Source organism: Allobosea sp. NPDC003192 (assembly GCF_050275675.1).
Classification (GTDB): domain Bacteria; phylum Pseudomonadota; class Alphaproteobacteria; order Rhizobiales; family Beijerinckiaceae; genus Allobosea.
Genome location: NZ_JBNNPK010000007.1, coordinates 14,721 through 41,089, shown reverse-complemented (window position 1 = coordinate 41,089; position 26,369 = coordinate 14,721). Strand labels below are relative to the sequence as shown.

General features: G+C 62.6%; 23 protein-coding genes and 1 tRNA gene. 12 read left to right on the top strand and 12 right to left on the bottom strand.

Going from position 1 to position 26,369, the window contains the following annotated elements:
• Positions 1-6 precede the first annotated feature (6 nt).
• The gene (locus ACQKLX_RS11540) at positions 7-1,020 is read left to right on the top strand and encodes an inorganic phosphate transporter (protein ID WP_427361719.1); all 1,014 of its coding nucleotides are present in this window, start codon (positions 7-9) and stop codon (positions 1,018-1,020) included.
• Between the two features lie 12 nt (positions 1,021-1,032).
• Here the strand turns inward: ACQKLX_RS11540 and ACQKLX_RS11535 are convergent, their stop codons facing one another.
• On the bottom strand, positions 1,033-1,863 hold the full coding sequence (locus ACQKLX_RS11535; RefSeq protein ID WP_427361718.1) for a TIGR01459 family HAD-type hydrolase: 831 nt from the start codon (positions 1,861-1,863) through the stop codon (positions 1,033-1,035).
• A 197-nt stretch (positions 1,864-2,060) separates the two neighbouring features.
• Between ACQKLX_RS11535 and phnD the strand changes: the two genes are divergently transcribed.
• From phnD to ACQKLX_RS11515, 4 genes are all read left to right on the top strand, one after another.
• Positions 2,061-3,107, top strand: coding sequence for a phosphate/phosphite/phosphonate ABC transporter substrate-binding protein (gene phnD, locus ACQKLX_RS11530; RefSeq protein WP_427361717.1), 1,047 nt, complete (start codon positions 2,061-2,063; stop codon positions 3,105-3,107).
• Positions 3,108-3,127: 20 nt separating this feature from the next.
• Positions 3,128-3,919 carry a phosphonate ABC transporter ATP-binding protein gene (gene phnC, locus ACQKLX_RS11525; RefSeq protein ID WP_427361716.1) on the top strand — a complete coding sequence of 264 codons (792 nt, stop codon included), beginning with the start codon at positions 3,128-3,130 and terminating at the stop codon, positions 3,917-3,919.
• Positions 3,916-5,547: a phosphonate ABC transporter, permease protein PhnE gene (gene phnE / locus ACQKLX_RS11520; RefSeq protein ID WP_427361715.1), complete on the top strand. Its 1,632-nt coding sequence runs from the start codon at positions 3,916-3,918 to the stop codon at positions 5,545-5,547. Before phnC ends, phnE begins: the two co-directional genes overlap by 4 nt.
• A 321-nt stretch (positions 5,548-5,868) precedes the next feature.
• Positions 5,869-7,218 (top strand): tyrosine-type recombinase/integrase, encoded by a 1,350-nt coding sequence (locus ACQKLX_RS11515; protein WP_427361714.1) that lies wholly within the window; start codon positions 5,869-5,871, stop codon positions 7,216-7,218.
• 96 nt (positions 7,219-7,314) lie between these two features.
• Here the strand turns inward: ACQKLX_RS11515 and ACQKLX_RS11510 are convergent, their stop codons facing one another.
• The gene (locus ACQKLX_RS11510) at positions 7,315-8,439 is read right to left on the bottom strand and encodes a response regulator (protein ID WP_427361713.1); all 1,125 of its coding nucleotides are present in this window, start codon (positions 8,437-8,439) and stop codon (positions 7,315-7,317) included.
• The gene (locus tag ACQKLX_RS11505) at positions 8,436-10,628 is read right to left on the bottom strand and encodes a sensor histidine kinase (protein WP_427361712.1); all 2,193 of its coding nucleotides are present in this window, start codon (positions 10,626-10,628) and stop codon (positions 8,436-8,438) included. The genes ACQKLX_RS11510 and ACQKLX_RS11505 overlap by 4 nt, the downstream gene beginning before the upstream one ends.
• 396 nt (positions 10,629-11,024) lie before the next feature.
• Between ACQKLX_RS11505 and ACQKLX_RS11500 the strand changes: the two genes are divergently transcribed.
• The 4 genes from ACQKLX_RS11500 to ACQKLX_RS11485 all read left to right on the top strand — a co-directional run bounded on the left by ACQKLX_RS11500 (position 11,025) and on the right by ACQKLX_RS11485 (position 14,846).
• A complete protein-coding gene (locus ACQKLX_RS11500) occupies positions 11,025-11,594 on the top strand; it encodes a recombinase family protein (protein WP_427361711.1) in 570 nt (189 codons plus the stop codon).
• 1,076 nt (positions 11,595-12,670) lie between these two features.
• Positions 12,671-13,033 (top strand): hypothetical protein, encoded by a 363-nt coding sequence (locus ACQKLX_RS11495; protein WP_427361710.1) that lies wholly within the window; start codon positions 12,671-12,673, stop codon positions 13,031-13,033.
• Positions 13,034-13,053: 20 nt separating this feature from the next.
• Complete coding sequence (locus tag ACQKLX_RS11490; protein ID WP_427361709.1) at positions 13,054-13,428, top strand: BRO family protein; 375 nt, start codon at positions 13,054-13,056, stop codon at positions 13,426-13,428.
• Between the two features lie 461 nt (positions 13,429-13,889).
• Positions 13,890-14,846: an HNH endonuclease gene (locus tag ACQKLX_RS11485; RefSeq protein ID WP_427361708.1), complete on the top strand. Its 957-nt coding sequence runs from the start codon at positions 13,890-13,892 to the stop codon at positions 14,844-14,846.
• On the opposite strand, the gene ACQKLX_RS11480 is transcribed toward ACQKLX_RS11485, so the two are convergent.
• The 5 genes from ACQKLX_RS11480 to glpK form a co-directional block, all read right to left on the bottom strand.
• Positions 14,837-16,054, bottom strand: coding sequence for a type II restriction endonuclease (locus ACQKLX_RS11480; RefSeq protein ID WP_427361707.1), 1,218 nt, complete (start codon positions 16,052-16,054; stop codon positions 14,837-14,839). The two genes, ACQKLX_RS11485 and ACQKLX_RS11480, sit on opposite strands and share 10 nt — an antisense overlap.
• Positions 16,032-16,496, bottom strand: a complete 465-nt coding sequence (locus ACQKLX_RS11475) for a very short patch repair endonuclease (RefSeq protein ID WP_427361914.1) — start codon at positions 16,494-16,496, stop codon at positions 16,032-16,034. Before ACQKLX_RS11475 ends, ACQKLX_RS11480 begins: the two co-directional genes overlap by 23 nt.
• Positions 16,497-16,500: 4 nt before the next feature.
• Positions 16,501-17,712 carry a DNA (cytosine-5-)-methyltransferase gene (gene dcm, locus ACQKLX_RS11470; protein WP_427361706.1) on the bottom strand — a complete coding sequence of 404 codons (1,212 nt, stop codon included), beginning with the start codon at positions 17,710-17,712 and terminating at the stop codon, positions 16,501-16,503.
• Positions 17,713-18,344: 632 nt separating this feature from the next.
• A tRNA-Gln gene (locus tag ACQKLX_RS11465) sits at positions 18,345-18,418 on the bottom strand.
• A gap of 168 nt (positions 18,419-18,586) precedes the next feature.
• Complete coding sequence (gene glpK / locus ACQKLX_RS11460) at positions 18,587-20,089, bottom strand: glycerol kinase GlpK (RefSeq protein WP_427361705.1); 1,503 nt, start codon at positions 20,087-20,089, stop codon at positions 18,587-18,589.
• A gap of 234 nt (positions 20,090-20,323) precedes the next feature.
• Here glpK and ACQKLX_RS11455 point away from each other — a divergent pair, with 234 nt between their 5' ends.
• The gene (locus tag ACQKLX_RS11455) at positions 20,324-21,424 is read left to right on the top strand and encodes a Ppx/GppA phosphatase family protein (RefSeq protein ID WP_427361704.1); all 1,101 of its coding nucleotides are present in this window, start codon (positions 20,324-20,326) and stop codon (positions 21,422-21,424) included.
• Positions 21,421-22,137, top strand: coding sequence for an RlmE family RNA methyltransferase (locus ACQKLX_RS11450; RefSeq protein WP_427361913.1), 717 nt, complete (start codon positions 21,421-21,423; stop codon positions 22,135-22,137). Before ACQKLX_RS11455 ends, ACQKLX_RS11450 begins: the two co-directional genes overlap by 4 nt.
• A 7-nt stretch (positions 22,138-22,144) precedes the next feature.
• Here the strand turns inward: ACQKLX_RS11450 and ACQKLX_RS11445 are convergent, their stop codons facing one another.
• From ACQKLX_RS11445 to ACQKLX_RS11435, 3 genes are read right to left on the bottom strand one after another with little or no spacing between them, the layout of a single operon-like run.
• Positions 22,145-22,822 carry an ABC transporter ATP-binding protein gene (locus ACQKLX_RS11445; protein ID WP_427361703.1) on the bottom strand — a complete coding sequence of 226 codons (678 nt, stop codon included), beginning with the start codon at positions 22,820-22,822 and terminating at the stop codon, positions 22,145-22,147.
• Entirely contained in the window at positions 22,819-24,066 is a 1,248-nt protein-coding gene (locus ACQKLX_RS11440; protein WP_427361702.1) for an ABC transporter permease, read from the bottom strand. The genes ACQKLX_RS11445 and ACQKLX_RS11440 overlap by 4 nt, the downstream gene beginning before the upstream one ends.
• Positions 24,067-24,069: 3 nt before the next feature.
• The gene (locus ACQKLX_RS11435) at positions 24,070-25,089 is read right to left on the bottom strand and encodes an efflux RND transporter periplasmic adaptor subunit (protein ID WP_427361912.1); all 1,020 of its coding nucleotides are present in this window, start codon (positions 25,087-25,089) and stop codon (positions 24,070-24,072) included.
• Positions 25,090-25,227: 138 nt separating this feature from the next.
• Here ACQKLX_RS11435 and ACQKLX_RS11430 point away from each other — a divergent pair, with 138 nt between their 5' ends.
• The gene (locus tag ACQKLX_RS11430; protein ID WP_427361701.1) at positions 25,228-25,917 is read left to right on the top strand and encodes a TetR/AcrR family transcriptional regulator; all 690 of its coding nucleotides are present in this window, start codon (positions 25,228-25,230) and stop codon (positions 25,915-25,917) included.
• A 6-nt stretch (positions 25,918-25,923) separates the two neighbouring features.
• Here ACQKLX_RS11430 and ACQKLX_RS11425 read toward each other — a convergent pair whose 3' ends face one another.
• The gene (locus ACQKLX_RS11425) at positions 25,924-26,364 is read right to left on the bottom strand and encodes a type II 3-dehydroquinate dehydratase (protein ID WP_427361700.1); all 441 of its coding nucleotides are present in this window, start codon (positions 26,362-26,364) and stop codon (positions 25,924-25,926) included.
• Positions 26,365-26,369: the final 5 nt, after the last annotated feature.

Genomic DNA, 26,369 nt, shown 5'->3' with positions numbered 1-26,369 from the left:
TCCCCCGTGGACTTCGCCAGCCTCGCCCCCGCCCTGCTCTTCCTGATCGCCGTCGCGCTGCTGTTCGATTTCCTGAACGGCCTGCACGACGCCGCCAACTCGATCGCGACCATCGTCTCGACGAGGGTGCTGGCGCCGCAATGGGCGGTGTTCTGGGCCGCCTTCTTCAACTTCATCGCCTTCCTGTTCTTCGGCCTGCACGTCGCCCAGACGGTCGGCTCCGGCATCATCCAGGCGACGATCGTCGACGACCGGGTGATCTTCGGCGCGCTGACCGGCGCGATCGTCTGGAACGTCGTGACCTGGATCGCCGGCATCCCGTCGAGCTCCTCGCATGCGCTGATCGGCGGGCTGGTCGGCGCCGGCCTGTCGAAGGTCGGCCTCTCGTCGATCGTCTGGTGGGGGCTCGGCAAGACCTTCCTGGCGATCTTCATGTCACCGGCGATCGGCTTCGCGCTGGCGCTGCTGCTGGTCCTGATCGTCTCCTGGACCTTCCTCAAGGTCGCGCCGATCAAGGTCGATTCGACCTTCCGCCTCCTGCAATTCGTCTCGGCCTCGCTCTATTCGCTGGGGCACGGCGCCAATGACGCGCAGAAGACCATGGGCATCATCGCCGTGCTGCTGTTCTCGCATGGCATGATGGGCGACACCTTCTCGGTGCCGTTCTGGGTGGTGATCTCCTGCCAGGCGGCGATGGCACTCGGCACGCTCTGCGGCGGCTGGCGCATCGTCCACACCATGGGCTCGAAGATCACCCGGCTCTCGCCGCAGCAGGGCTTCTGTGCCGAGACCGGCGGCGCCATCACCCTGTTCATGGCGACCTATCTCGGCGTCCCCGTCTCGACCACGCACACCATCACCGGCGCGATCATCGGCGTCGGGGCGGCCAGGCGGGTCACGGCCGTGCGCTGGGGTGTCGCCCGCGGCATCGTCTTCGCCTGGATTGTCACCATGCCCGCAGCCGGCCTGATCTCGGCGCTGGCCTATTTCCTCTCGGGCCTGTTCCTGACCGGGCGCTGAGCCGGTCCTACCTCAGCCGAGCAGCGGCAGCGCGTAGGTCGGGCTACGTCCGGCGCTGGCGAAGAGTGCGAGGCAGCTCGCCGGGTCCAACGCCGCGCCGTCCCAGCCGATCTCGCCGCGATGGATGCCGCCGGCGATGAAGACGCTATCGATGCCGGCGCCTTGGGCACCGGCAATGTCGTGCTCCAGCGAGTCGCCGATCGCGACGACACGGCTGCGGTCGAGCCCGAGCTTCGCCAGACAGGTGCGATAAATCCGCGGCTGCGGCTTGCCGTGATAGCGCACCGTGCCGCCGAGCTGCTCATAGGCGCGCGCGACGAGGCCCGGCGCCTCCTGCAGGCCGCCGGTGGGACTGGCACGATGCAGGTCCGGATTGGCGCAGATCATCGGTAGGCGCCGCACGCTGGCTGCCTTGAGCAGATCCATCCAGCTGGCGACCGACTGCCGGGGTGGGTCCATCGTCATCAACAGGATGAAGTCGGCCGTCTCGACGTTCTCGACCAAGTCGAGCCCGAGCCCCTCGGCCAGATGTTGCTCGCCCTCGCGCGCCAGCAACAGGCAGCGCCGGCCGAGCGCTTGGTGGAACGGCTCGTCGCGCGCCGCCAATGCATCGCGGGCGTCATCTCCGGCCGAGACGACCTCGTCATAGAGTTCCGGCGCAAAGCCGAATTTCGCCAGTTGCCTGGCGTTCTCGGCTCCGCTGCGCCCCGAATTCGAGAGGATGATCACGCGCTTGGCCGCCCGGTGCAGCATCTCCAGCGCAGCCACTGCAGCTGGATAAGGCCGGACGCCGTCATGCAGCACGCCCCACTGGTCGAGCAGGAAGCCGTCATATCGCGGCATCAGCGCCGCCAGATTATCCGGAAAGGTTGTAGAGGGGGGATTTTGCATCGTCTGGGTTGGCGTGGGGGCCAACCGTCGCGGTGGACAAGGCCACTATAGTCGTAAGACGAGGCGTCTCGCCCGGCTGGAATGTGACAGTTTTATGTCACATACTCTAGCCGGCTTACAACAACGATCGCCCGGGAGAGACGCCGCAAATGACCAAGACGCTGACTTGCCTGACCGCCACGACCTCGCTGCTCCTGGGCCTCGGGCTCGCCGGTGCGGCGCAGGCGCAGGACGCCTGCTCCAATCGCGGCCAGCTCGACACGATGTATTGCGACGCCAACAAGGACCTGGTCGCCGACGTGCCGACCGAGGCCTCGAAACTGAAGGACCCGTCGGCGCTGGTCTGGGCCTATACGCCGGTCGAGGACCCGGCCGTCTACGCCAACATCTTCAAGCCGCTGACCGACCATCTCGCCGCCTGCACCGGCAAGCGCATCGTCTACTACCCCGTTCAGTCGAACTCGGCCGAGATCGAGGCGATGCGCTCGGGTCGCCTGCACTTCGCCGGATTCTCGACCGGCCCGACCGGTTTTGCCGTCAATCTCGCCGGCGCGATTCCCTTCGCGGCCAAGGGCTCGGCGGCCGGCGTGCGCGGCTACAATCTCGTCGCCGTCGTCAAGGCCTCCAGCCCCTACCAGAAGCTGTCGGACCTCAAGGACAAGAAGGTCGCCCACACTTCGCCCTCGTCCAACTCCGGCAACCTCGCTCCGCGCGTGCTCTTCCCCGAGCATGGACTCGAGGCCGACAAGGACTACAAGCCGCTGATGTCGGGCGGCCACGACAAGTCCATCCTCGGTGTCGTCTCGGGCGACTACGACATGGGCGCCGTCGCCGGCGACGTCTATGAACGCATGATCGTGCGCGGCACGATCAAGAAGGAGGACACGCGCGAGATCTATCGCAGCGCGATCTTCCCGACCTCGTCCTTCGCCTATGCGCATGACCTGAAGCCCGAGCTCGCCAAGAAGCTGACCGACTGCTTCTTCTCCTTCCGCTTCACCCCGGAAATGACCAAGGAGTTCAACGGCGACGACCGCTTCCTGCCGATCACCTACCAGAAGGACTGGGCGATCGTGCGAGACGTCGCCGAGAAGTCCGGCACGCCCTACAACAAGTCGGCCTACGACACCGAGGCCAAGCGCGAGGCGGACGAGCTCGCCAAGAAGAAGGCGCAGCCGGCGCCGGCCAAGCCCTGATCGAAGGCCCGACGCAGCCCATGAGCGCCCTCCCCGTCGCAGAGGCGCCCGGCCATGGCCGGGCGCTCGTCATCCGCAATCTCGTCAAGGAGTATCGCAAGGGCCAGCCGGTCCTGCGCGACATCTCGCTCAGCGTCTCCGAGCCCGGCATCGTCGCGATCATCGGCCCGTCCGGCACCGGCAAGTCGACGCTGATCCGCTGCATCAACCGACTGGTCGACCCGACCTCAGGCTCGATCATGCTGGGCGGAACCGATCTGGCGAAGCTGCAGGGCGAGCCTCTCAGGGCGGCGCGCCGGCGCCTCGGCATGGTCTTCCAGGAATACAACCTGGTCGAGCGGCTGACGGTGATCGAGAACGTGCTTTGCGGCCGGCTCGGCTATGTCCCGGTCTGGCGCGCCTGGACCCGGCGTTTCCCGGAGGAGGACATCGCCCGTGCCTTCGCGCTGCTGGAATCGGTCGGTCTCGGCGACTTCGCCACCCGCCGCGCCGACCAGCTCTCCGGCGGCCAGCGCCAGCGCGTCGGCATCGCCCGGGCGGTGATGCAGGAGCCCGACCTGATCCTGGCCGACGAGCCGACCTCTTCGCTCGATCCCAAGACCTCTGTCGAGATCATGGAGCTGCTCGCCAAGGTCGGGCGCGAGCGCAACATCCCGGTGTTGGTCAACATCCACAACGTGGCGTTGGCCCGCCGCTATGCGCTGCGGATGATCGGCATGTCGAAGGGCCTCGTGGTCTATGACGGGCCGCCGGCCGGGCTGCAGGACAGCCATCTCGCCGAGATCTATGGCGGCGAAGGCTGGATGGAATGAGCGCCCCTCCTATGAGCGCCGGCGCCAGCCTGCGCAACCGTGCCTTCCCGCCGAACTGGCCGCTGCGCCTCGGCGCGTTGCTCTTCGTCGCCTATGTGATCTATGCGGCGGGGATCGTCGACATCCGCTGGGAGCGCTTCGTCCAGGGGCTCGGCAACGGTGCGCGCTTCCTAGGCCGGATGTTCCCGCCGAACCTGGCGCATGACAAACTGCAGCTGCTCGCGCAGGGCATGCTGGAATCGCTGCAGATCGCCATCATCGCGACCGGCGCCGGCGTGCTCCTCGCCTTGCCGGTCGGTCTCTGCGCCGCCCGCAATCTGATGCCCCTGCCGGTGACGGTGCTGGCGCGCGGGCTGATCGCGCTCTGCCGGACCTTCCACCCGGTCATCGTCGCCATCCTCTTCGTCAAGGCCGTCGGCTTCGGCGCACTCGCCGGCATCCTCGCCCTGATCGTCGCCACCATCGGCTTCATCGCCAAGCTGATCGCCGAGGCGATCGAGGAAATGTCGATGAAGCCGATCGAGGCGCTGCGCGCCGCCGGCTCGCCCTTTCTCTCAGTCGTCACCATGGGCGTGGTGCCACAGGTGCTGCCGCGCTTCATCGGCTTCGCGGCCTATCAGCTCGATTCGAACCTGCGTAACTCAGCCCTGGTCGGTCTGGTCGGCGGCGGCGGCATCGGCGCAACCCTGTTCACCGCCTTCCAGCGCTTCGACTACGACTTCGTGCTGACCATCATCATCGCGATCATCCTGGCGGTGATGGCCGGCGAGGTCCTCTCTGCCTTCATGCGCCGGGTCTATCAGGACGAGGCGCCGAGCGGCGAGGTCAAGCAAGGCGCCTCCGGCCCGGTCTGGCATCGCTTCACCGCGGCCGAGCGCAGCATGCGCCTCGCGTTCTGGGCGGTGGCGGCGCTGGCGCTGGGCTGGTCGGTCCAGACCATCGAGATCATCCCCGAATTCCTCTACGACGCGCCGGCGCAGACGGTCGACCTCTTCGCGCGGATGTGGCCGATCGACTGGGCCTACTTCCCCAAGACCGTTCAGCAGGCGCTGATCGAGACGCTGCACACCGCGACGCTTGGCACGGTGCTGGCGATCCTCATGGCGACGCCGGTCGCGCTGATGTGCGCCCGCAACATCTCGTCGTCGATCTGGATCAACACGCTCGGCCGCTTCATCCTTGTCGCGACCCGCTCGGTGCACACGCTGGTCTGGGCGTTGCTCTTCGTCGCGGTGTTCGGCCCCGGCGCGCTCGCCGGCGTGATGGCGGTGGCGGTGCATTCGATCGGCTTCACCGGCAAGTTCCTGGCCGAGGCGATCGAGGAGGCCAAGCCCGGCCCGATCGAGGCGCTGCGGGCCGCAGGTGCGCCCTGGCGCTCGGTGCTGCTCAAGGGCTTCTGGCCGCAGGTGAAGCCGGCCTTCCTCGCCGTCAGCCTGTTCCGCTGGGACATCAATGTGCGCGAGAGCGCCGTGCTCGGCCTGGTCGGCGCCGGCGGCCTCGGCGTCGCCCTGCAGGCGGCGATGGACAATCTCTACTGGGATCAGGTCGGGCTCGTGCTCGTCGTGATCTTCGCGGTCGTGGTCGTCACCGAGATCGTCACCGCGACCCTGCGCGCCAAGGTGATCTGAGCGCGACGCTACTTGGCATGGGGCGCTGGTCCGAACCGCGCCGGATGGGCGCCCCCTGATGACCAGCAGATATCATGGCATTCGAGGACAGCGCCGTGCCGACACACGGTCCAGCCTGTCGCTGGCCAAACTCAGGCATCCGCAAATCGCATAAATTGCCGAATGAACAGAAAGCCACCGAGGAGTGGCTGGGGGACTAGGAACCTCACTTCGGGTTTCTATAATGTTATTAAATACCTGCAAATTCGAGCAAATATGGCCTTGCCATGGGCTACCAGAATGGGCTACCGGTGGGCTACCGCTCTGGATAGAAGTCGCGATATGGCCTTTGATCGGCGCTACCTCAAGAAGCACGGCAACCAGTGGATTGTCGTGATCAAAGTTCCCGAACGGCTCCGCAAGCACATAGGGAAGGCGCACCTCAAGCACCCCCTCCATACCGATAGCCTTGCTGTTGCTAACCGTGAGAAGTTCCGCATCGTCGCAATGCTCAAAGACGAATTGTTGAAGGCCGAGGCCGAGCTGCGTCGCAAGGCCAAGGAAGGACCGGACCCGCTGGCGGATGAAGCCATGCAGTGGCGGGAGGCCGTGGAGCAGTCGGAAACAGACCCCAGCTTCTATGCCTATGAGGACGAAGAGGGGAACCTGATCGAGGACGGCCACAGCCTCACCCTTTCCCTTGTCCGCGACCGCGCAGATGAGATCGCTGTGAAGGAAGGCGTCGCCCGCGCAAAGGACTTCCATGATGTTGCCGTTGGGCAGGCAACCCCCATCACTCGCTTGATAGCCAAGTGGCTGGCCGAGCGTCCGATGAAGCCCAGGCAGCAAGTGGACTACCGCCGTGCCGTCGAGAGGTTCTCCGGGTGGCTCGCGGCTCAACGCCTGCCAACGTCCATTGAGGCGGTGACCCGCAAGGTCGCCGGACGATACGTCACAGATGTCTTCGTGGAGACGGGCGCCCATCCCAAGACCGCCAACAAGGACATCTCATGCCTGTCCAGCCTTTGGAAATGGGCCGAGCGGAAGGGCTTCGTGGAAGAGAACATATGGCGCGGCCAGTCCTTGGCGAAGCCGGAACCCGACAAGGACACGCAGAAGCGGCCTTACACCGACGGTGAGATGAAGAAGCTATTCGGTGGCAAGCCCGGAGAGCTGCTTTCGGACTTCATGCACATCGCCGCGCTATCTGGCATGCGTGTAGACGAGATTGCCCGGTTGAGTGCCGAGAACATCGTGGATGATTGCTTCGACATCACGGTAGCGAAGACGAAGTCCGGCATCCGTATGGTGCCGATCCACTCCGCCCTGAAGGCCATCGTCACCCGCCGTATTCAGGGAAAAGAGGCGAAAGACCCTCTATTCCCCGAGCTGCCCGTACCCAAAAAGGGCTCCGCCGTTGAGCGGTCGCAGAAGGTCGTGAAAACCTTTACCGCCTACCGGCGGAAGCTGGAGCTGGATGATGTGCCGGACGGTGCCCGCCAGTCTCGCGTAGACTTTCACAGCTTTCGCCGCTGGTTCATCACTAAGGCAGAGCAAGCCGAACAGCCGCCGCACTTTATCGAGGCCGTTGTTGGGCACAAGCGCCTCGGTATGAGCCTTGGTGGGTATTCAGGCGGACCTCTGCGGGAACAGTTCCTGCGCGTAATAGAGTCCGTGAAGCTACCGCAATAGCGGGCATGGCCGGGGCGCACTAAGTGTGGCTCGAGTTGTCAAATGAGCCGTGGTTTGATCCACCGAGCGGCACCCAAACGAAAGCCATACAGTCAACTAATCGATGAAGCGATTGACATCTATGTTTGGTTGACCCGTTCTGCTGATATGTGCGCCAAATCGTTGAACAATATTAGACAGGAAGGGGCTTGCTATAGTTGCAACTCTTGCCCCAAGATTACCGTTCAAATCCTTAATCCCAATCGTCATGATGTTAGAGAATTGAACAATCAGAGGTTCACTCTCTCCCGGCAAGGGTGGGAGGAAGTGTTTTGCTGATCCGATATTTTGATTAACATGATCACGAAAGAACAGCTGCGCATCCTTTTTTTTCGATTTGCTTTCAGCCTCTCGAAGCATTTTAATATTATCTGCCCATTTTTCCGCTCCGCGAGCGCATTTCGCGAGCAGTATATTAGGGACTTTGCCAGTCGCCATATCACATTGCGGTGTCAGTACCACCCAGAGTTCTTCATTCATCAAAAATATGTCGCCCGTATGAGCTCGATCCGTAATTAGAGCGGGATGGACATAGTTCTCGAATGGATGCCACGTCACATTCTCAGGTTTATCTAAACCAAGATGATCTGCAATGTGGCTGGCGTATTGACGCGCTATGATTTCAATCAAAGCTCGCCCATCGTCGCCTTGCATGTCGGTAAACAGCTCCCACCGTGGCCAGAGGCGCTTCAGAAAAATGTCAGCTGCCAGTCCCTCGATCTTCAATCGAGAGCTTCTAAGTACGTCCATCATCGTCCAATGAGTAGAAAACCACTCTATTGCGTTATCGTAGGGATTTCCTCTCTCGTTGTTGGCGGCATTCTTATCGAAAACCTCAACTTTTCCTGTCTCGCGAATATCTTTTTCAAGAGCGGTCTCATCCGCCGTAATAATTGCGACAGGAATGCCTCGCTCGCGCAGGGCGATTCTGGCCAGCTCATTGCCCGCAGGCTCAGCCCTGCCGCCGTTAGCTGCGGAGCGCTTGACGCGGAGATCGAACAACGCTCCATCGAAGCGCTTATAAGCTAACGCCTCTTCGGCTTGCTCAACATCGCCAGCAAGCTCGTATCTGAATTCTCGCCCGGATCCGTGATTTCGCGCATTCCAGTCTTGTACGGCAGACTCAAAAAGGTCCTGCTGCCCAGCTTCATCGTCGACGAACAGCAAGCTCATCTTCTTCATCGCTTGTCTCGGACCCTTGGAAAGCCAATTTTAAATCGAGCGCCACTCGTGAAGCTCGAATCGTAAGCCAGAGTAGCCCCTGACCGTGCTAAAGCTTCGCGTGCGATATTCAACCCTAATCCAGTTCCGCCCGACTTAAGGGTAAAGCCCACATCAAAAATTAGATCGACATAGTCCTCGTTGATGCCTGGGCCGTTATCTTCAATTGCTACAATAGCGTCATCCGCTGTTGCTTCAACAGATACGCGGATATGGGGAGATGCATTTCCATTTTCTTCAATCCAATGAAGAGAGTTGGCGATCAGATTTACCAGCGCGGTGCTTAGGTCATCCTTGTAGCCAATAAGATAATTTATTTTATCAGGATTTATTACCTCAATTTGAGCTTGATGGGCCTTAAAGAGCTCGACGGCGCCAGTTATGACGTTAGCCAAGCTAAACACCTCCGGCGGCCCACGTCTTCCGCCTGCGAGAGGCTTGAGGTTACGAAATAAGCCAGACAATTTTATGCCGGACTCCGAAATGAGCGGCAGCTTCTTATCGAACTCAGCCTTTGCACGTTCTGAGAGATTGCGATTAGCGCCTAAAAGATCAGGGTATAGCGATTTTAGGCGGGCAGCAGTATTCGCGATGTACGCAGCCGGCTGAGCACCTTCATGCAGAATCTCACTGACGATGGCACCCAATGAAGATTTCGCTTCTAAAATCCGCTGCCTCTCTTCAAGCTGATCGATCCGACCAGTGAGCAATGAGGATTGAGCGTCGATCAACAATTCGGCTTCAACCCGTTCGGCTGGCGCCAGCCTCGTTATGACCGCTCGCAGTTTTTCGAGTTCAGATAGCTTGCGAACCTCTGCGAAGGTGACGCCCCGGGATCGAGAGATCCCAGCCTTGGCTCGAAACTGATACCGTTTTGGCTCAACTACCTTGATCAAAAGCTCATCGATCAAGTGTACCAAGCGGCGAAAAGCTCCGTTCTGCTCAAACCCCTCTCTGCTGCTGCGCTCCTCAAGGTTTGAGCTGTGTTGATCGGCAACCGAAATGAAGCCTGCTACTTGGTTGTGCCCGATGTGAAGCGACGGGTTTTGAACGCGGCGCTTATCTAAAGTGAGCCAGTCATTTTCGGGGTCGCCATACGGTCGAATCCTAAACCCGCTTCTGTAAATCGCAACTCCAGCAATGTTATCAAGTATCTTGCGGGCTTCAGAGACGTTAATATTCCCAAGCCCGGCATTCCTCATATTGCTTTTGAGGGCATCAGCCTCTCGATCAAAAACGAAGAGGCGGATCTCTACAGGGCCGCAGCTGTCCTCTTCTTCGCGAAGCGGCACTTCGAACTTAACTTCCTCATCTTTTGTTTCGGCGCGGTTGTTTTTGAAAGTTCCCGTAAAATTTCCAAGATCATCGAAGGATCCGGAAACATCATAGTCACAAGACGTTAAAAGCGGAAATGGCGCAATATGGATGCGGCCTTGGTCAGAATCGAAACCAGAATCGGTGGCAATGGATGCGCCATCAAAGCCCGCATTAGCAATAGTGCATGCCGATATATCGAGATATATGTCAAAATGATCGCCATCTTCTCCGCTTCTGAGAGGGGATAAGAGGCGCCTTAACTCTAATATCAGGCGATTTACTTTAGATTCGGGCCAGCTTTCGTTAAGATCGAGTACTTCAATCAGAGTCCCTGTTGGAGATTCTGTCTCCTGTACATAGTAATCAATCGCAATATCGGAGAGATACGTCTCGCCGTTGAAATCTGACCAATTGATTTCCGGAATGAGCACCTCGACATAGGAATTTGCCTGACGCGTTATGGAATTCAGCGCCATTCGCGCACCGAGTTTGGCGGCCGCAAAGCGCCCGATACCCTTCGATCCCATCATCACACGCTGTCGACTCGGCGAGCGACGGTTTGTCTGCTTCGAAGTGGTAGCCGGCTCCATCCACTTCTCTTGAATGTCCGACAAAGCCATACCGTGGCCATCGTCTTGAACCGTGATGCGTCCGACACCTGCATCAAGCGGCGGCGTAAAAGTTATGGTGACATTTGACGCGTCTGCATCATAGGCGTTCTTTACGAGCTCGATTACAGCGGCCTCGGGCCCGCTGATAAGCTGGTCACCAATCGTTCTAATGATGCGGGCACGGGGTTTGAACCGTAGCTTGTCCGAATCAACCCCGAGCATTTACCCAACCCTTCCTTTTGAGCAGTTACCCAAATTTCTGGCCGGAAGTCGATGACGATATTCATTTGAACGAACTGACATCGCGTGCCGTAGAGCGAGGATCGCGAACCAGAATGTTCGCCGCAAAAATTCGAGACGGCTCTCTCTACCGGTGAGCAACGGAATCCCCCCCGCCCATCCACCAAGGACCGCTTCAGCTGAACATGACGGCTGTCTACCCGCGTCACTGGCAATCTGCCCGCGCCATCAATTGATCGATGTACTTGCGTTCCACAGGGCAAGGTCTAACGGACCGTTCCAAGAGGCGGCATGATCGTTCCACATGAGTGGTCCATTGACATTCCACGCAAGGTCTAAGAGTCTTGTGGAACGAAAGCGCTCTTGGAGACCGCGCCCATGCTCATCGGATACGCCAGAACCTCGACCCTCGACCAGACAGCCGGTCTGGACGCGCAAGAGCGAGACCTCGCGTCGGCAGGATGCGAGCGGGTATATGTCGAGCAGGTGTCCTCAGTGGACGTCGGGGAGCGACAAGAGCTTGCCCGCGCCCTCGACAATCTCCGGCAAGGGGATGCCCTCGTAGTCACCAAGCTGGACCGACTCGCCCGCTCCATGACTCACCTCATGGGCCTCCTCGGGGCCATTGAGGCCAAGGCAGCTACCCTCCGCATCCTCGACATGAACCTCGACACGGGGACGCCTACGGGCCGCCTCATGCTCAACGTGCTCGGGAGTGTGGCGCAGTTTGAGCGAGAAATCATGTTGGAACGCCAGCGAGAGGGCATCGCGAAGGCGAAAGCCGCCGGCAAGTACAAAGGCCGGGCTCCCACAGCCAAAGCGAAGGAGGCGGAGGTTGTTCGACTGGCAGATCAGGGCATCAGCATGTCCGAGATTGCCCGACAGCTTGATATCGGCAAGGCGAGCGTCCACCGGATACTGAAAGCGCGGAAGGATATGGTGGCGTAGACGTACCTGCCTCTCTTCGATAATCTATCAACGCGGTATCTCATGGACGGCCGAACGACGAAAAGCGGTTACTGGACGCTATGACTCTTGAAGCTGCATGAACGGGGTGGGTCGATTGTGTCAGGGCATCCAGCCCCGTTGGCCTGTGAATGGCCTCCCGTCATGAACCGCTACGCCTCCCTCTCCGTCCCCTTCCACGGCCAAGTCACGGCCATGCGGTGGGCATCCAATCACGGCCTCGGGGTGGATTGCGACTGGAAGACCGGGACGCGGTGTAGCTTCGGAGGTGGGAGGTGAGCGCCGACAACGGCACTCTCCCCGTCCGGACAATCCTTGTTCCGCTGGCGATGCTGGTAGCGATGACTGCATCCGCAATTACCAGCCACCATAGGTAATAGGACGCTGTGGTGCAGTCGCACTGCACTTAATTACCTGCCATCTTAACATAGAGCAGGCGGGACGCGCCCTCTTGCTGGGGGCTCTGTCGCGACAATCGACCCCCTATCTCCCATGACGATCTTGGGGGGTAGGGGGGCTTGTCTGTTACTTTGAAGATGATCCTTTAAAGGGCGCTGTGGGGTTTCCTCTAACTCCTGCCTTCCATCATCCCCTCCATCTCCATCTTACTCATGGTGTTGATAGGGGAACAGTGTCGTGGTGCTCCAGCATCGAGACGACTTCCCGTGATGTCGTCGGTGCAGTCCACTCCACCTGTCGTACCCGTCCTCCCATCGTCGTTATCTTGTTAGTGCCTTCCACAGCTCCGGCCCTCTTCGTTCGGCTCGAAGAGCGTCAGGCCCGGCCATCCTCCGCAGATTGTCCCCTCCTGACAGGCTGTCGAGCAGTGGGGAGGTCGGTGAGCGGGATACACCCAAGGCTCGCGGCGCCTGCCCGAAAATTACCCACCCCCATAGGCGAGAGTCGCGCCCGGGGGGGCCTCGCTGCATCCCGGAATTACCGGCCGTCTTAACCCCATACAGGCCACAGGCCGGGGTCTCCTCCGCAGGGAGCTGCACGGGCTTCCCGTGTCTGTCTCCCAATCTGTTCAACATCAGGACATCAGCAACGCAATCATCATGACCTACAATCCCCTTCGCACTCCCCGTTACGGGACCGATGATCGCGGCCTTCCCGTGGTCCGCGTCCCTCTCGCCAATCTCGACGCTCACGCCATCGTCGACGTGGCCGATTACGACACTCTTTTGGCCCTTGGGGTCTCCCCTAACTGGTCCTTCGACGGGCGCATCGTCCGAGTCGGATTCCGGCCCGGCAACACCCGCCGTGTCGCCCGACTCATCATGGACCCACCGGATGGGAACTATCAGGTGAGGCACCGCAATCGGAACGCTCTCGACCTTCGCCGGGACAACCTGTTCCTCAAGAAGATCAACCGGCAGCCCAAGCCGGACTTCGGCACGGCCCGGCACAAGCCCCTATAATGTCTCCTACGGAGCACATCATGACTTTCAACAAACCCGAAACACGCAAGTTCAGGGGCCACGATATCCGATCCTTCACCATTGAGGGTAAGGACTGGATCGTCTCCTATGACATCGTCGACGCCATCGAATATAGGGAAACGTCTCGCTGGAGCATCGGACGCAAGATGCGAGCGAAGGTAGATCCCGCAGAAAAGGGTGTTTATCCGATCCAGACGGAACACGGATCGCGAGCGCCGATCATCGTTACAGTGGCGGGGGCTCGCCAGATGATCGCCGGGAGCAGGCAGCCGCTTGCGGCGGCATTCTGCACTTGGCTGGACGAAACCTTCTCTCAGAGCCCCCCCTTCTCGCCGGCCACGGCAATAAGCTCGACCTCCGCGGGGATAACCTGACCGCCAATCCTGCTATGCCATCACTGCACCGCCTCAAGGTGGCTACCGTTCACCCGCTACCGTGACGGCCTGCAGTGATGTTGCAGAAGAGCAGGCCCCGGGGCGGGGAGAGGGAATGGCCAGTATCCGCCATCACGGCAACCCGGATGCACTGATCCGGTCCTCCCAAGCTCAAAGCCCCGACGTTAGGCATTGGCGTTGCGGGTATTGCCGGAATGGCGCGAGCCATGACCGTGATCCACGCCACTGTGCCGTCAAAAACGAAGGAAGCGGAGTATCTGTCTGCATCAGCGGCCGGTTTCACCCGAGTCCATAGGCGGAGAATCGGGAGGTCTGACACCCCAATATCAAACCGGGTGTCCTTCAGATTTGTAGAGACGTTGGACCTGGGGAGGCCAACTAACGAAGCGGATGCGTGTCCGCTCCGAATCATCCTACCGTCCCTTCAGAGGGGCGTTTCGATGGACGATTCCGAATTCGACAGGCCGATTTTCAAGGTTCTGCCCAAGAATGACAGTGGAAAGGCGGGTAGCCACCAAGCTGGCTTCGTCGTGCCAAAACCGCTCGCAAAGTATTTTCCGGAACTGGGACCTACATCGGCGGCAAACCCCAGTGTCTATCAGGACATCAAGGCAGCCCTGTTTCTGGGATCGAAGCCTCTGGGCGTGGTGACGACGCGCTACCAGTACCAGACGTGGAAGGGGACACGCCTCGAACGGCGGGTGACCAACAACCTGTCGGAATGGCAGAAGGGAATCGACATCGATGATCTGCTCATCATCGAACAGAGCCTGACCGATCCGCTGTTCTACCGGTTTACGGCCTACGATAGCGAGTCGAAGGAGGCCAAAAGCCTCGCGCCGCTGATAGCGGGGCGGCGCTGGGGCGTTCTTGATCTCGCGGAGCTACCGGTCTCCACCGCAGACGTAGACAAGGAAGAGGCCCTTCAGATCGCGCGTGAAGCAGCGCCGTTCCAGATGTTTGACCCGACTGCCACTCCCAAGGAAAAGACCGTTAAGAAGGTCTCCCGGTCACGCGCTTTCCAGAAACGGGTGATGAAGGAATACGGCGGACAGTGCTGCCTGTGCGGAAAGGGCCTGAAGAATGCCTCGAATGTCACCGAAGGTGAGGCCGCTCACATCATTCCAAGAAGCCAGATGGGCTCCGATGACGTTCGGAACGGCCTGCTTCTCTGCAGGGCTCACCATTGGGCCTTCGATCAGGGCATGTACGGCATAAAGCCTGACTCAACAATTACGGTTCACAGCCTCGTCAGCGGATTCTTGGAGAACAAGGACCTCGCGGGTTTTGACGGGAAAAAGCTGGCTCTGCCCGCCACAGCTACGCTGGCGCCGGACAAATCGGCCTTCGCTTGGCATCTGGAAAAAATCTTCAACAAGAGCACGATTCAGCCCTGACGGGCGGTGACCACCCCGATGAAGGCATCCACATTCATCAGCCACGCCTGCTGGGCGGGCCGGTAGGTCGCGTGGATGGCTTGCGGCAGAACCAGCTGAAGGCTCTTGCTGCGCATCTCGTCCGTCTGGTTCTCGGAGATTCCGGGTTCCAGTGTCAGCAGGTGCTTGTCGGGAATCCGGGCAGCTTCGGAGAGAACCTGCCGCCAGCGGTCCTTGCAGGTGGACTTGGCGCCCAGCATGGTCAGGCGCTCGGCGGGGAATGCCGGGTCCTTGTAAGGGGCCGGGCCGGGGAACAGAAAGTCGGGCTTGTTGCGGTTCTCGGTCTCGACGCCGCGAGCGAACTGGAGACCTCGGGCGGCGAATATCTGCTCCAGATGGTTCTCCAGCGACTGCCCGGCGCGAGATTTCCGGCGGTTCTGGACGCTCAGCGAGAAAGCTAAAAAGCCGTCCACGTCGGCGTCCTTTCCGGCCATGAACCCGGATTGCAGCCGCTCCGCCACCAGATGCCTTTCCAGCCGCCGGAACAGCATCTCCTCACGCTCGATCCACGCCATCAGCACGGCGTCGGCGCCGTCCTTCGGGTTCACCTCGGGAAGCGTGTCACGGGCGAACTGGGAGAATTCCCGCGTCGTTGGGAAGCGCATGCCGAATTTCGCCAGCAACTCGTCCAGCCGGTCGGCCTCGGGCTCAACCTGCTCGATGCCCAGTTCGTCCAGAATGAACCGGGCGGCGAAGTCCAGCTCGGCTGATCCGTCGCCCTCCAGCGGCTTCGTATCGAGCCTCAGTGTTGGCTGGTCCTCGATGCCGAACAGCCACATCAGCTGGTTCTGCATCGTGCTTTCGGCGGGCGTGATGATAACCATCACCGTGCCGTCCGTCCGCTTCGCGAAGAATATCGGGTCTCCTGCGCGGGCCAGCTCGGAAACCGCTGTGGTCGGGAAATAGAGCCGGTATTCCGAGCGGGTTGGGTGCTTCGCTCGTGAATCGTACCAGGTGAGAATGCCGTCCTCGGTGACGGCCTCTTGCTCGTCGCCCAGCCAGACGAACCGGGTGGGGAACTTCACCGGCTGGTTCTCGCCCAGAATGGATTTCAGGCGATCGACGCCGTTGTACTCGTGCTGGTTGGAGCGTGAGGTGTCTGCCTCGACCGCACTGAGCCTTTTGACAGCTACTCCCTCAAAATAGTCAGAGAGGTGCCCCCGCTTCATTATCAGCCCCCCGGATCGTCAGACTCGCTTCTTCCGAGCGCAGCCACGCCGCACACTGGCCGATAACAACCTCCAGCGGCAATCGCGTGCGGCCTTTCAGGGCACATTCCCACACAGCCGCCACCCGCCAGCCTGCCGCGAGAAGGGCCGCTTCTGCAGCTGCGTCGATCTCGCGGTTCCTGAATATCTTGGCCTGCCAGAACTCCACACGGGAAGAGGGCCATTTGAACAGGTTGCAGTCATGGCCGTGCCAGAAGCACCCGTGAATGAAGATGACGGCCTTCCGGCCGGGAAAAACCAAATCGGGTTTTCCGGGCAACTTCTTCTCGTGAAGCCGGAAACGAAAACCGAGGGCGTGAAGCCCCCGGCGGATAATCATCTCGGGCTTCGTGTTCTTGCCCCGGATACCGGACATCATCCGGCTCCGGACCTCAGGCGACACGATATCAGGCAACCTGCCGGGTCTCTTCTTCTGCCATTGCGGCCTCGATATAGGGCTTCATACCCTCGGCGATGAACTTCACCACCGGCACCACTACTGCGTTGCCGAACTGGCGATACGCCTGCGTGTCAGACACCTCGATACGGAAAGGTTTCCCGCCCTTCTCCTCGAAGCCCATCAGCCTCGCGCACTCGCGCGGGGTGAGACGGCGGGGGCGGTTGCCCGGCTGGGCCACCAGAACCTCGGAGCCGTCCTTGTAATAGCGGGCTGATAGGGTGCGGGTCACATCATTCGGCCCGAACAGACCAAAGCCAAAGCCGTTTCCGGCCTTGTTGTGCTTTTCCTTGTAGGCCTGAAGATACTCCCACAGGCGGGGCGTCAGGGTGTATTTCGGATCAACGCTGTCTTCCAGAATGGTGCCGAGTTTCGGGCCGGGAAGCGAAGGAGGGACAAGGGCGTCGATATCGAAGCCATTCTCCTTTCTGAAGCCGACGATAAAGATACGCTCGCGCTTCTGTGGAACCCAAGGCTCCGAGCTGAGAACACGCTTCTGTACGAAGTAGCCCAGCTCGTTCTCAAGCACGTTCATGATGGTGGCGAAGGTCTTGCCACCGTCATGGCTTTCGAGGTTCTTCACGTTCTCAAGCAGGAACGCCTTCGGCTTGTGATGAGCGATGATCTGCGCTGTATCAAAGAAGAGGGTGCCCTGTGTGTCGCAGAGAAATCCGTGGGGGCGACCCAGCGCATTCTTTTTGGAAACCCCGGCAATCGAGAACGGCTGGCAAGGAAAACCCGCCAGCAGAACGTCAAACGGCGGAATAAGGTCGGGCTTTTCCGAGAACTGCCGCACATCCCCTTCAACCTCGTGGTTGTCGGGGTAATTCAGGGCATAGGTCTTCTGTGAATGCGGGTCCCACTCGGACGTAAAGACGCAACGCCCGCCAATGCTCTCAAAGCCTTTCCTCAGACCTCCGATACCGGCAAAAAGGTCGATGAACCGGAATGCAGGACCATCGTACGGCGCGGCAGGCTTGGCGCAGCGATCTGCGACTGCCTTCTTCAGCGTCTTGATGGCGAGCCGTCTCGGTTCTCGCTTGCCGCTTGTGAAGGCTGACGCTGTCCGGGGCGCAACCTCGATCAGTTCACAAGCTTCTTCGAAAGTGAGGCCTGCCTGCTCGTGCAGTCGCGTGAATTCGGTCTTGCCATGGGCACGCATGCGGGACCTGATCCTGATAGGCTGAGTCATTTACGGCCACAGTGGCAGAAGGATTCCCGCCGGGCAATCGATTTGTTCGTTGTATGTTCTCTTTCCGCATCAATTTCGACTGCGGGAAAGAGGGGGCACGCTTTGACGGCAGGCGTAGGGGGCAGAAGCCGGTATGCTTCACCGACTGCCGCCGGCATGTTGACCCTCACACAGCCCCGCTTCGGCCCGGGGAGCCTCAAACGTGGAGCGTGTGGTTAGTGGGCAGGATGACCAATCACTCGCAGCCGCGTTGCTGAAGCCGATCGCTGCCGCGTCCTGCTGGCGAGAGGGATCACCACACTGTGTGGCTTCATCCACGCCGATGGAAAGCAGAGCAACAATGCTACCATCGAGTGACACTTGGACGGGGTGTTAGAAAGCCGAACTCCTTCCCACCGTTTGTGGCGGAAAGAATTGTGAACTTCGGGAGCGATGATCCACGGCCGGTCAGCAAATGCGCCCTTCCGGATATCGTGGCCGCCCAACTTGAACTTGCAGCTACCGCCAGAGGCTACCAGATTGGGCTACCACTGGGCTACCAGAGCAATTTTCGGTATCCGCAAGCGCTTGATTTCATTGCGCTTTACAGCGCCACCGAGAAGTGGCTGGGGGACTAGGATTCGAACCTAGACAACCAGAGTCAGAGTCTGGGGTCCTACCGTTAGACGATCCCCCAACGGGCGCGTTGTCTGCGACGCGTCGGATGGGGGCGATCTAAACAACCTCGCGCCGGGTTGCAAGCCTTCTATGACGATTTCGACATGCAAGCTGGTCACAGCACGCTGTACAGCAGCTCAACCGGTCGCCGGAGCCCAGCGCGTCGCGACATTTGCATGCGTGCCCGTCAGCTTCCGCTCAATGTGCGCCTGACCGCGTCACGCCACCCGGCGACGTGGTTGCGGCGCGTCTCCTCGGCCAGGCCCGGCGAGAATCGCCGCTCCAGCCGCCAGCGATCGGCGAATTGGGCCGGCTCGGGCAGAAGGCCGGCGTCGAGGCCGGCGAGATAGGCAGCGCCCAGCGCCGTCGTCTCCAGCACCTGCGGCCGGTCGACCGGCGCGGCGAGGATGTCGGCGAGGCGCTGCATCGTCCAGTCGGAGGCGACCATGCCGCCATCGACGCGCAGCACCGTCTCGGCGCCGTCGGCCTCCGGCCAGTCGGAGCGCATCGCCTCCAGCAGATCGAGCGTCTGGAAGCAGACCGAATCGAGCGCGGCGCGGGCGAATTCGCGCGGGCCGGTATTGCGTGTCAGGCCGAACATCGCGCCGCGGGCATTGGCGTCCCAATGCGGCGCACCGAGGCCGGTGAAGGCCGGCACCAGATAGACCTGCTGGCCGGAATCGGCTTGGGCGGCGAGAGGGCCGCTGTCCGAGGCCTTCTCGATGACGCCGAGCCCGTCACGCAGCCATTGCACGGCGGCGCCGGCGATGAAGATCGAGCCTTCCAGCGCGTAATGGCGTACGCCCTTGAGCTGGTAGGCCACGGTCGAGAGCAGGCGATTCTGCGAGGTGACGGCCTTGGTCCCCGTATTGAGCAAGGCGAAGCAGCCGGTGCCATAGGTCGATTTCAGCATGCCCGGCTCGAAGCAGGCCTGGCCGACGGTCGCCGCCTGCTGGTCGCCGGCAATGCCGCGAATCGCGATGGCGCCGCCAAACAGGCCGGGCTCGCTGTCGCCGAAATGGGCGGCGCAATCGCGCACCTCGGGCAGCATCGCCGAGGGAATGTCGAGCAGCGCCAAAAGCTCCTCGTCCCACTGCCCCTTGTGGATGTCGAACAGCATGGTGCGCGAGGCGTTGGTCGCGTCGGTGGCGTGGACGCGACCGCCGGTCAGCCGCCAGAGCAGGAAGCAATCGACGGTGCCGAAGGCGAGTTCGCCGCGCCTCGCCCGCTCACGGGCGCCGGGGACATGGTCGAGGATCCAGGCGATCTTGGTACCGGAAAAATAAGGATCGATGCGCAAGCCGGTGCGCGCGGCGACGAGCTTGCCATGGCCCTCGGCTTCCAGCGCAGCGCAGCGCTCAGCGGTGCGCCGGTCCTGCCAGACGATGGCGCGGTGGATCGCCTGGCCGGTCTTCCTGTCCCAAACCAGGGTCGTCTCGCGCTGGTTGGTGATGCCGATCGCGGCGACCTCCCCTGCCCGCGCCTCGGCCCGTGCCAGCGCCTGCCGGCAGACCGAGAGCGTGCTGTCCCAGAGATCCTCCGCCTCGTGCTCGACCCAGCCCGAGGCCGGGTAATGCTGCGGGAACTCCTGCTGGGCGCTGGCGACCGGCTGCAGATTCTCGTCGAACAGGATGGCGCGGGAGGACGTCGTGCCCTGGTCGATCGCCAGAATCATGCGCCGCGCCGCCATGCCGTTTCTCCCGATTGGTCGCCGCCGGGTTCAAAAAGACCGGCCGGCGCCGAGCTTTGCCGCGAAGGCCGAGTCTAGGCAAGCTCGGCCGAACCTCGCCGCGATTTCGCCACAGGTTCTGCTTGGCAGGGGGCGCGTGCTGTTGTTACGCTGCCCATCGAATGGAAACGTTCCAGCGTCATGCTGGACTCCGGCAGGCCACCATCACGGTCCTGACCGGCGAAGGGTTAGCAAGTGACGGTCGAAGACCGCCAGGATTCCGACCGCCCCCTCGTGGCGGCGGTCCCACTACCGGGCGAGCGGCCCGCGCCGCCGGACGCGGTTCGATTTGCTCCGGCCCCATTCCAGCGCCCTCATCCGACCACCTATGCCGCGCTCGACCTCGGCACCAACAACTGCCGCCTCTTGATCGCGCGGCCGGCACAGCATGGCTTCCGGGTCGTCGACGCCTTCTCGCGGATCGTGCGGCTCGGCGAGGGCCTCACCGCCAGCGGCCGGCTCTGCGACGACGCGATGGACCGCGCCGTCGAGGCGCTCAAGGTCTGCAAGAGCAAGATGGACCATCGCGGCGTCACCCGCGCCCGCCTGATCACCACTGAAGCCTGCCGCGCGGCGACCAACGGCGTCGAGTTCGTGCGCCGTGTCGGCGAGGAGGCGCGGCTGGACCTCGAAATCGTCGACCAGCGCACGGAAGCCTCGCTCGCCGTCACCGGCTGCGCCGCGCTGGCGGCGCCCGAAGCGGGCGCGGTGATCGTCTTCGACATCGGCGGTGGCTCGACCGAGATCGTCTGGCTCGGCGGGCGCGAAGCCGGGCGCGATCCGGCCTCGCGCATCCGCGAATGGGCCTCGCTGCCGATCGGCGTCGTCTCAGTGGCGGAGCGCTATGGCGGCGTCGAGGTCGGGCGCGAAAAATTCGAGCGGATGGTCGCCGATTGCAGCGAGGCGCTGGCGCCGTTCGCGACGAAGGCCGCGGCGGCGCGGAACGCCCCCAATTTCCACCTGCTCGGCACCTCCGGCACGGTCACCACCGTGGCCGGCATCCATTTGCGGCTGCCGCGCTATGACCGGCGACAGGTCGACGGTCTGTGGATGCAGGACCGCGACATCTGCAGCGTCATCGACGAGCTCGTCGCGATGGACTATGCCCAGCGTCAGGCCAATGCCTGCATCGGCCGCGAGCGGGCCGATCTGGTGCTCGCCGGTTGCGCCATCTTCGAAGCGATCCGGCGCGCCTTCCCGAGCCCGAAGGTGCGCATCGCCGATCGCGGCCTGCGCGAGGGCATCCTGCTCAGGATGATGCATGAGGACCGCGCCTGGTGGCGCCGAAGACAATGACGACGACGAAATCAGGCGGCGGCGCGCGCGACCTGCGCATCAAGGTCAAGAAGCCCGCCAAGCGCAGCCATTCCTCGCAACTCTGGCTCGAGCGCCAGCTCAACGACCCCTATGTGAAGCGGGCGCGCGAGATGGGCTATCGCTCGCGCGCGGCCTTCAAGCTCGCCGAGATGGACGAGCGCTACAAGTTCCTGAAGCCCGGCCAGAAGCTGGTCGATCTCGGCTGCGCGCCGGGCGGCTGGTGCCAGGTCGCCGGCGCCAAGGTCGGGCTCGACAAGGGCAAGGGCAAGATCATCGGCATCGACCTCCTGCCGGTCGACCCGATCCCGCATGTCGAGCTGATCCAGCTCGACTTCATGGCGGAGGAAGCCCCTGCCCTGCTGATGGAGAAGCTTGGCGGCAAGGCCGACGGCGTGATGTCCGACATGGCCGCCAACACCACCGGCCACAAGAAGACCGACCACCTCAGGATCATTGGCCTCGCCGAAGCGGCGATCGAATTCGCCAACGACGTGCTGGCGCCCGGTGGCTTCTTCCTCGCCAAGCTGTTCCAGGGCGGCGACTCGGCCGGGCTGCTGGCAGAGCTCAAGCGCGACTTCACCCTGGTACGCAATATCAAGCCGGCGGCGAGCCGAGCCGATTCCTCCGAGCTCTACGTGCTGGCGACAGGGTTCAGGCGGAAGGCCGAAGCCGAGCCGGACGCGGAAGACTGAGACCGCCTCAAGGGTCGGCCAGCCGGCCATCGACCAGATGGATGCGACGGCTCGCCTTGGCCGCCATCTCGGTGTCGTGGGTCACGGCGATCACCGTCTTGCCGCGCTCGCGCACCAGCGCGTCGAGAATGGCAAAGACCTGCTCGGAATTCTTGCTGTCGAGGCTGCCCGTCGGCTCGTCGGCGAGGATGAGCGGCGGATCGTTGGCGAGCGAACGGGCAACGGCGACGCGCTGGCGCTGGCCGCCCGAGAGCTGGTCCGGCCGCTTATCGAGATGGTCGGCGAGGCCGAGCGCGCTGAGCAGCTCGGTCGAACGCTCGCGCATGGCGGCCGCACTGAGCCGGCCGAGCCGGCGCATCGGGATCTCGACATTCTCCCGCACCGTGAATTCCGGCAGCAGGAAATGGAACTGGAAGACGAAGCCGAGCGTCGCCAGCCGGATGCCGGCGCGCTCCCGTTCGCTGAGCCCGGCTGTATCCCTGCCCTCGATCATGAGCGCGCCGGCGCTCGGCTTGTCGAGCAATCCTAGCAGATAGAGCAGCGAGGATTTGCCCGAGCCGGAGGGGCCGGTGATCGCGACGAACTCGCCGGCGCCGATCGCCAAGCTGATGTCCTCGACCAGCGTCACCGGCACAGCGGCAGGCAGGACGCGGGTCAGCGCCCTGGTTTCGATCAGCGCGCTCATGTCGCGCCCCGGATGATGTCGACCGGGTTGAGCCGCGCCGCCTGCCGCGCCGGCAGGTAGCCGGCGACGCCGGCCGAGACGAGGGCGAAGCCGGCGGCGATCAGATAGTGCCAGATGCTCCAGGCCAGCGGCAGGCGCGTGATTTCCTGCGCTACGTTCGCGCCCGACAATTCGAAGCGGACCAGCGAAAGCATGAAGCAGAGGAGGAAGCCGAACGCCCAGCCGAGCAGCGAGCCAGCGGCGCCGAGCGCCAGTCCCTCCAGCAGGAAGAGGCGGCGCATATCGGTCTCTGTGAAGCCGAGCGACTTCAGGATGGCGATGTCGCGCGCCTTCTCATGGGTGATGGTCGAGATGATGTTGAAGATGCCGAAGCCGGCCACCAGCAGGATCGCGCCGACGACCGTGTACATGATGACATTGCGGATCACGAGTGCCTCCAGCAGCGACTCGTTCGCCTCCTGCCAGGCCATCGCCTTGTAGCCGAGCTGCGCCTCAGCCCGGCGCGCCACCTGCGGCGCGGCGTTGGGATCGTCGAGCTTCAGCCTGATCTCGTTGATCGCATTCGGGCGTTCGCTGAGGATCTGGGCGTTCTTGAGCAGGACATAGCCCTCGCCCTCGTCGCGGGCGGTGGTGCCGGTGTGGAACAGGCCGACGATCTTGAAGGCGCGGCTTTGGCCGGTGGAGGAGACAACGGTGACGGTGGTGCCGAGATCGGCGCCGAGACGCTGCGCCAGCTTGTCGCCGACGACGATGTTGTTGCCGCCGGCGATCAGCGAGGTGAAGCTGCCCTGGCGGAAATCCTTGGCGAGCGAGGAGACCTGCATCTCGGCCTGCGGCTCGATGCCGATGATGGCGATGCCGACATCGCGCCCGGAATAGCGCACCACGCCTTGTGTCTTCAGGCTGAGCGCCAGCCGCCCCGGCACCCAGGCCCTGAGCATCGCCACCGCCTCGGTCGGGTTGAGGATGCCGCGCCGGTCGTCCTTCGGCCGCAGGCCGGCGATGTGAACGGCGGCGAAGGCGTCCTGCGCCGGCTGACGGCGGGCGCTGCGATACTCGTCGGTGATGTCGACATGCGGCATGGTGTCGACGAGGCGCGCGACGAAATCGTCCTCGCCGCCCTGCATCAACGACGCCATCGCGATCGAGAAGCCGACGCCGAGCGCGACGCCGATGATCGCGACCAGCGTCTGCCGGCCGCGACCGCGGATATGCGTCAGGGCCAATGCGAGGATCAGACGCATGGCTCAGCCCCCTCGGGCGGTGACGCGAGCGCCATCGGGGAGCTTGTCCGGAAATGGCGTGATGACGCGCGCCTGCTCAGGCAATCCCGAGAGCACCTCGACATCGCCGGTGCCGCGAATGCCGATCGACAGCTCGTGGCGGCGGGCGCGATCACCGTCGAGGACGAAGACGGCATTGCCCTGCACGGCGGCGACCGGCAGCAGCAACACCTCCTTTGCCACGCGCACGATGATGTTGAGCTCGACGGTCATGCCGATCAACAGCGGTGTGTCATCCGGCAGAGCGAGATAGACGCGGTAGGTCTTGGCGACGGGATCGCCCTTGGGCGTGATGCTGTCGACGGTTCCCTCAAGCGTCTTGCCCGGGAAGGCGTCAGCGCGGATCAAGGCGCGCTGCCCGGCCTTGACCTGCGGGATATCCTCCTCGTTGACCTCGGCGACGACGCGCAGCGGCCTGGCCTCTCCGATCCAGAACAGCACCGTGCCGGGCTCGGCGATCTCGCCGACCTCGCCGTCGCGACGCAGCACCGTGCCGCGCATCGGGGCGCGCAGGACGTAATTCTCGAGGCGAGCGGTCTGACCGGCGATCAAGGCCGAGGCCTGGCCCATCTCGCTGCGGGCGCGGTCGAGCGCCTGCTGGCTCCCCACATTGCGCTCGACCAGCACAGCGAGCCGGTCATGTTCGGCAGCGGCGAGCTTCTGGCGGGCCTTCAGCTCGGCCAGGGTCGCCTCGGCCTGGGCGCTGTCGAGACGAGCGAGGATCTGCCCCTGCTCTACCCTCTGCCCTTCGCAGTCGCAGCGCTCGACGATACGCTCGCGCACCAGCGCGGTGACCTTGGCCCAGTTACGCGGCTCGACCGTGCCGGTGGCGTAGACGATCTCGGCCGCATCGCCGCGCCTGGGCGCGATGGTGACCACCGCCGCCGGCTTGGTCAGGAACCAATACCCACCTCCGGCAGCGACGAGCACCGCAGCGGCGAGAAAACTGCGAACGAACTTCACGGCATCCTCCACAGGAGCCATCACGCCGGCCGCTTCGACCCAGGATGATCACGGGCCAGAAAGCGTTGCGCCAGCTGCGTCTTGCGCGCACAATCGCGAAAGACCGACCGTCGGTCATTTTACAGACCGACGGTCGGTCGTCAAGAGAAAGCACGTAGCATGCCTCGTATCGTGAAGTCCGCCGATGATCGCAGGAACGAGATCCTCGACGGCGCGCAGGCGCTGTTCTTCGAACGCGGCTATGAGCGCACCACGGTCAACGACGTCATCGCCAGGGTCGGTATCTCGAAGGGCGGCTTCTACCACCACTTCACGGCCAAGGAGGATTTGCTGGAAGGGATCACCGCCCGGCTGGCGCAGGATGCGGTCGCGCGCGTCCGCGACATCCTCGATGACCCCACGCTCGGTGCGTTGGAACGGCTGAACGCATTCCTGGCCCGCTCGCGCCAGATGAAGCTTGAGGACGCACCGAAGCTGCGCGCTGCCTTTGACGTCATCTTCCGGCCCGAGAACCTCCTGCTCTACCACCGCATCAACGCGGCCTCGATCGCGGTGATGCGGCCGGTGCTGACCCGCGTCATCGTCGAGGGCACGACGGAAGGCGTGTTCGCCGTGCCGGAGCCCGAAGCGGCCGCGGACATCATCCTGCATATCGGCGCAAGCACGCATGACATCATGGCACGCACCATCGCCGCATCAGGCACGGCCGAGGAGGACGCCGCGATCGAGGAGCTCGACCGACGCCTTGGCTTCTACGGCATCGCGGTCGACCGCATCCTCGGCCTGCCCGACGGCAGCGTCCCCTTCGTCGAGCCCGGCTTCACGCGGGCGGTAATGAAGGCGCGCTGATTGGTGTCAGCCAGCGCGGCCCGCCAGGTCGATCGCCGCTTTGACCGCCACGGCATAGCCCTGGGGCCCAAGTCCGGCGATGACCGCCGTTGCGGCCAGCGAGACATAGGATTTGTGGTAATGCGCCTCGCGCCGGTGGATGTTCGAGATGTGGAGCTCGACGATCGGCCCCGGGAACATCTTGAGCGCATCGAGGATCGCGATCGAAGTGAACGAATAGGCGGCGGGATTGATGATGATCGCCGCGCCCTGGTCGATCGCCTCGTGGATCCAGTCGATCAATTCGTATTCGCGATTGCTCTGGCGGAAGACGATCTCGCGCCCGCCGGCAGCCTCAACGCACATCGTCTCGACCTCTGCGAGCGTGGTCGAACCGTAGATCTGCGGCTCGCGCGTGCCGAGCCGGTTCAGATTGGGACCGTTCAGGACATAGATCGGCTTGCTCAAGGGTC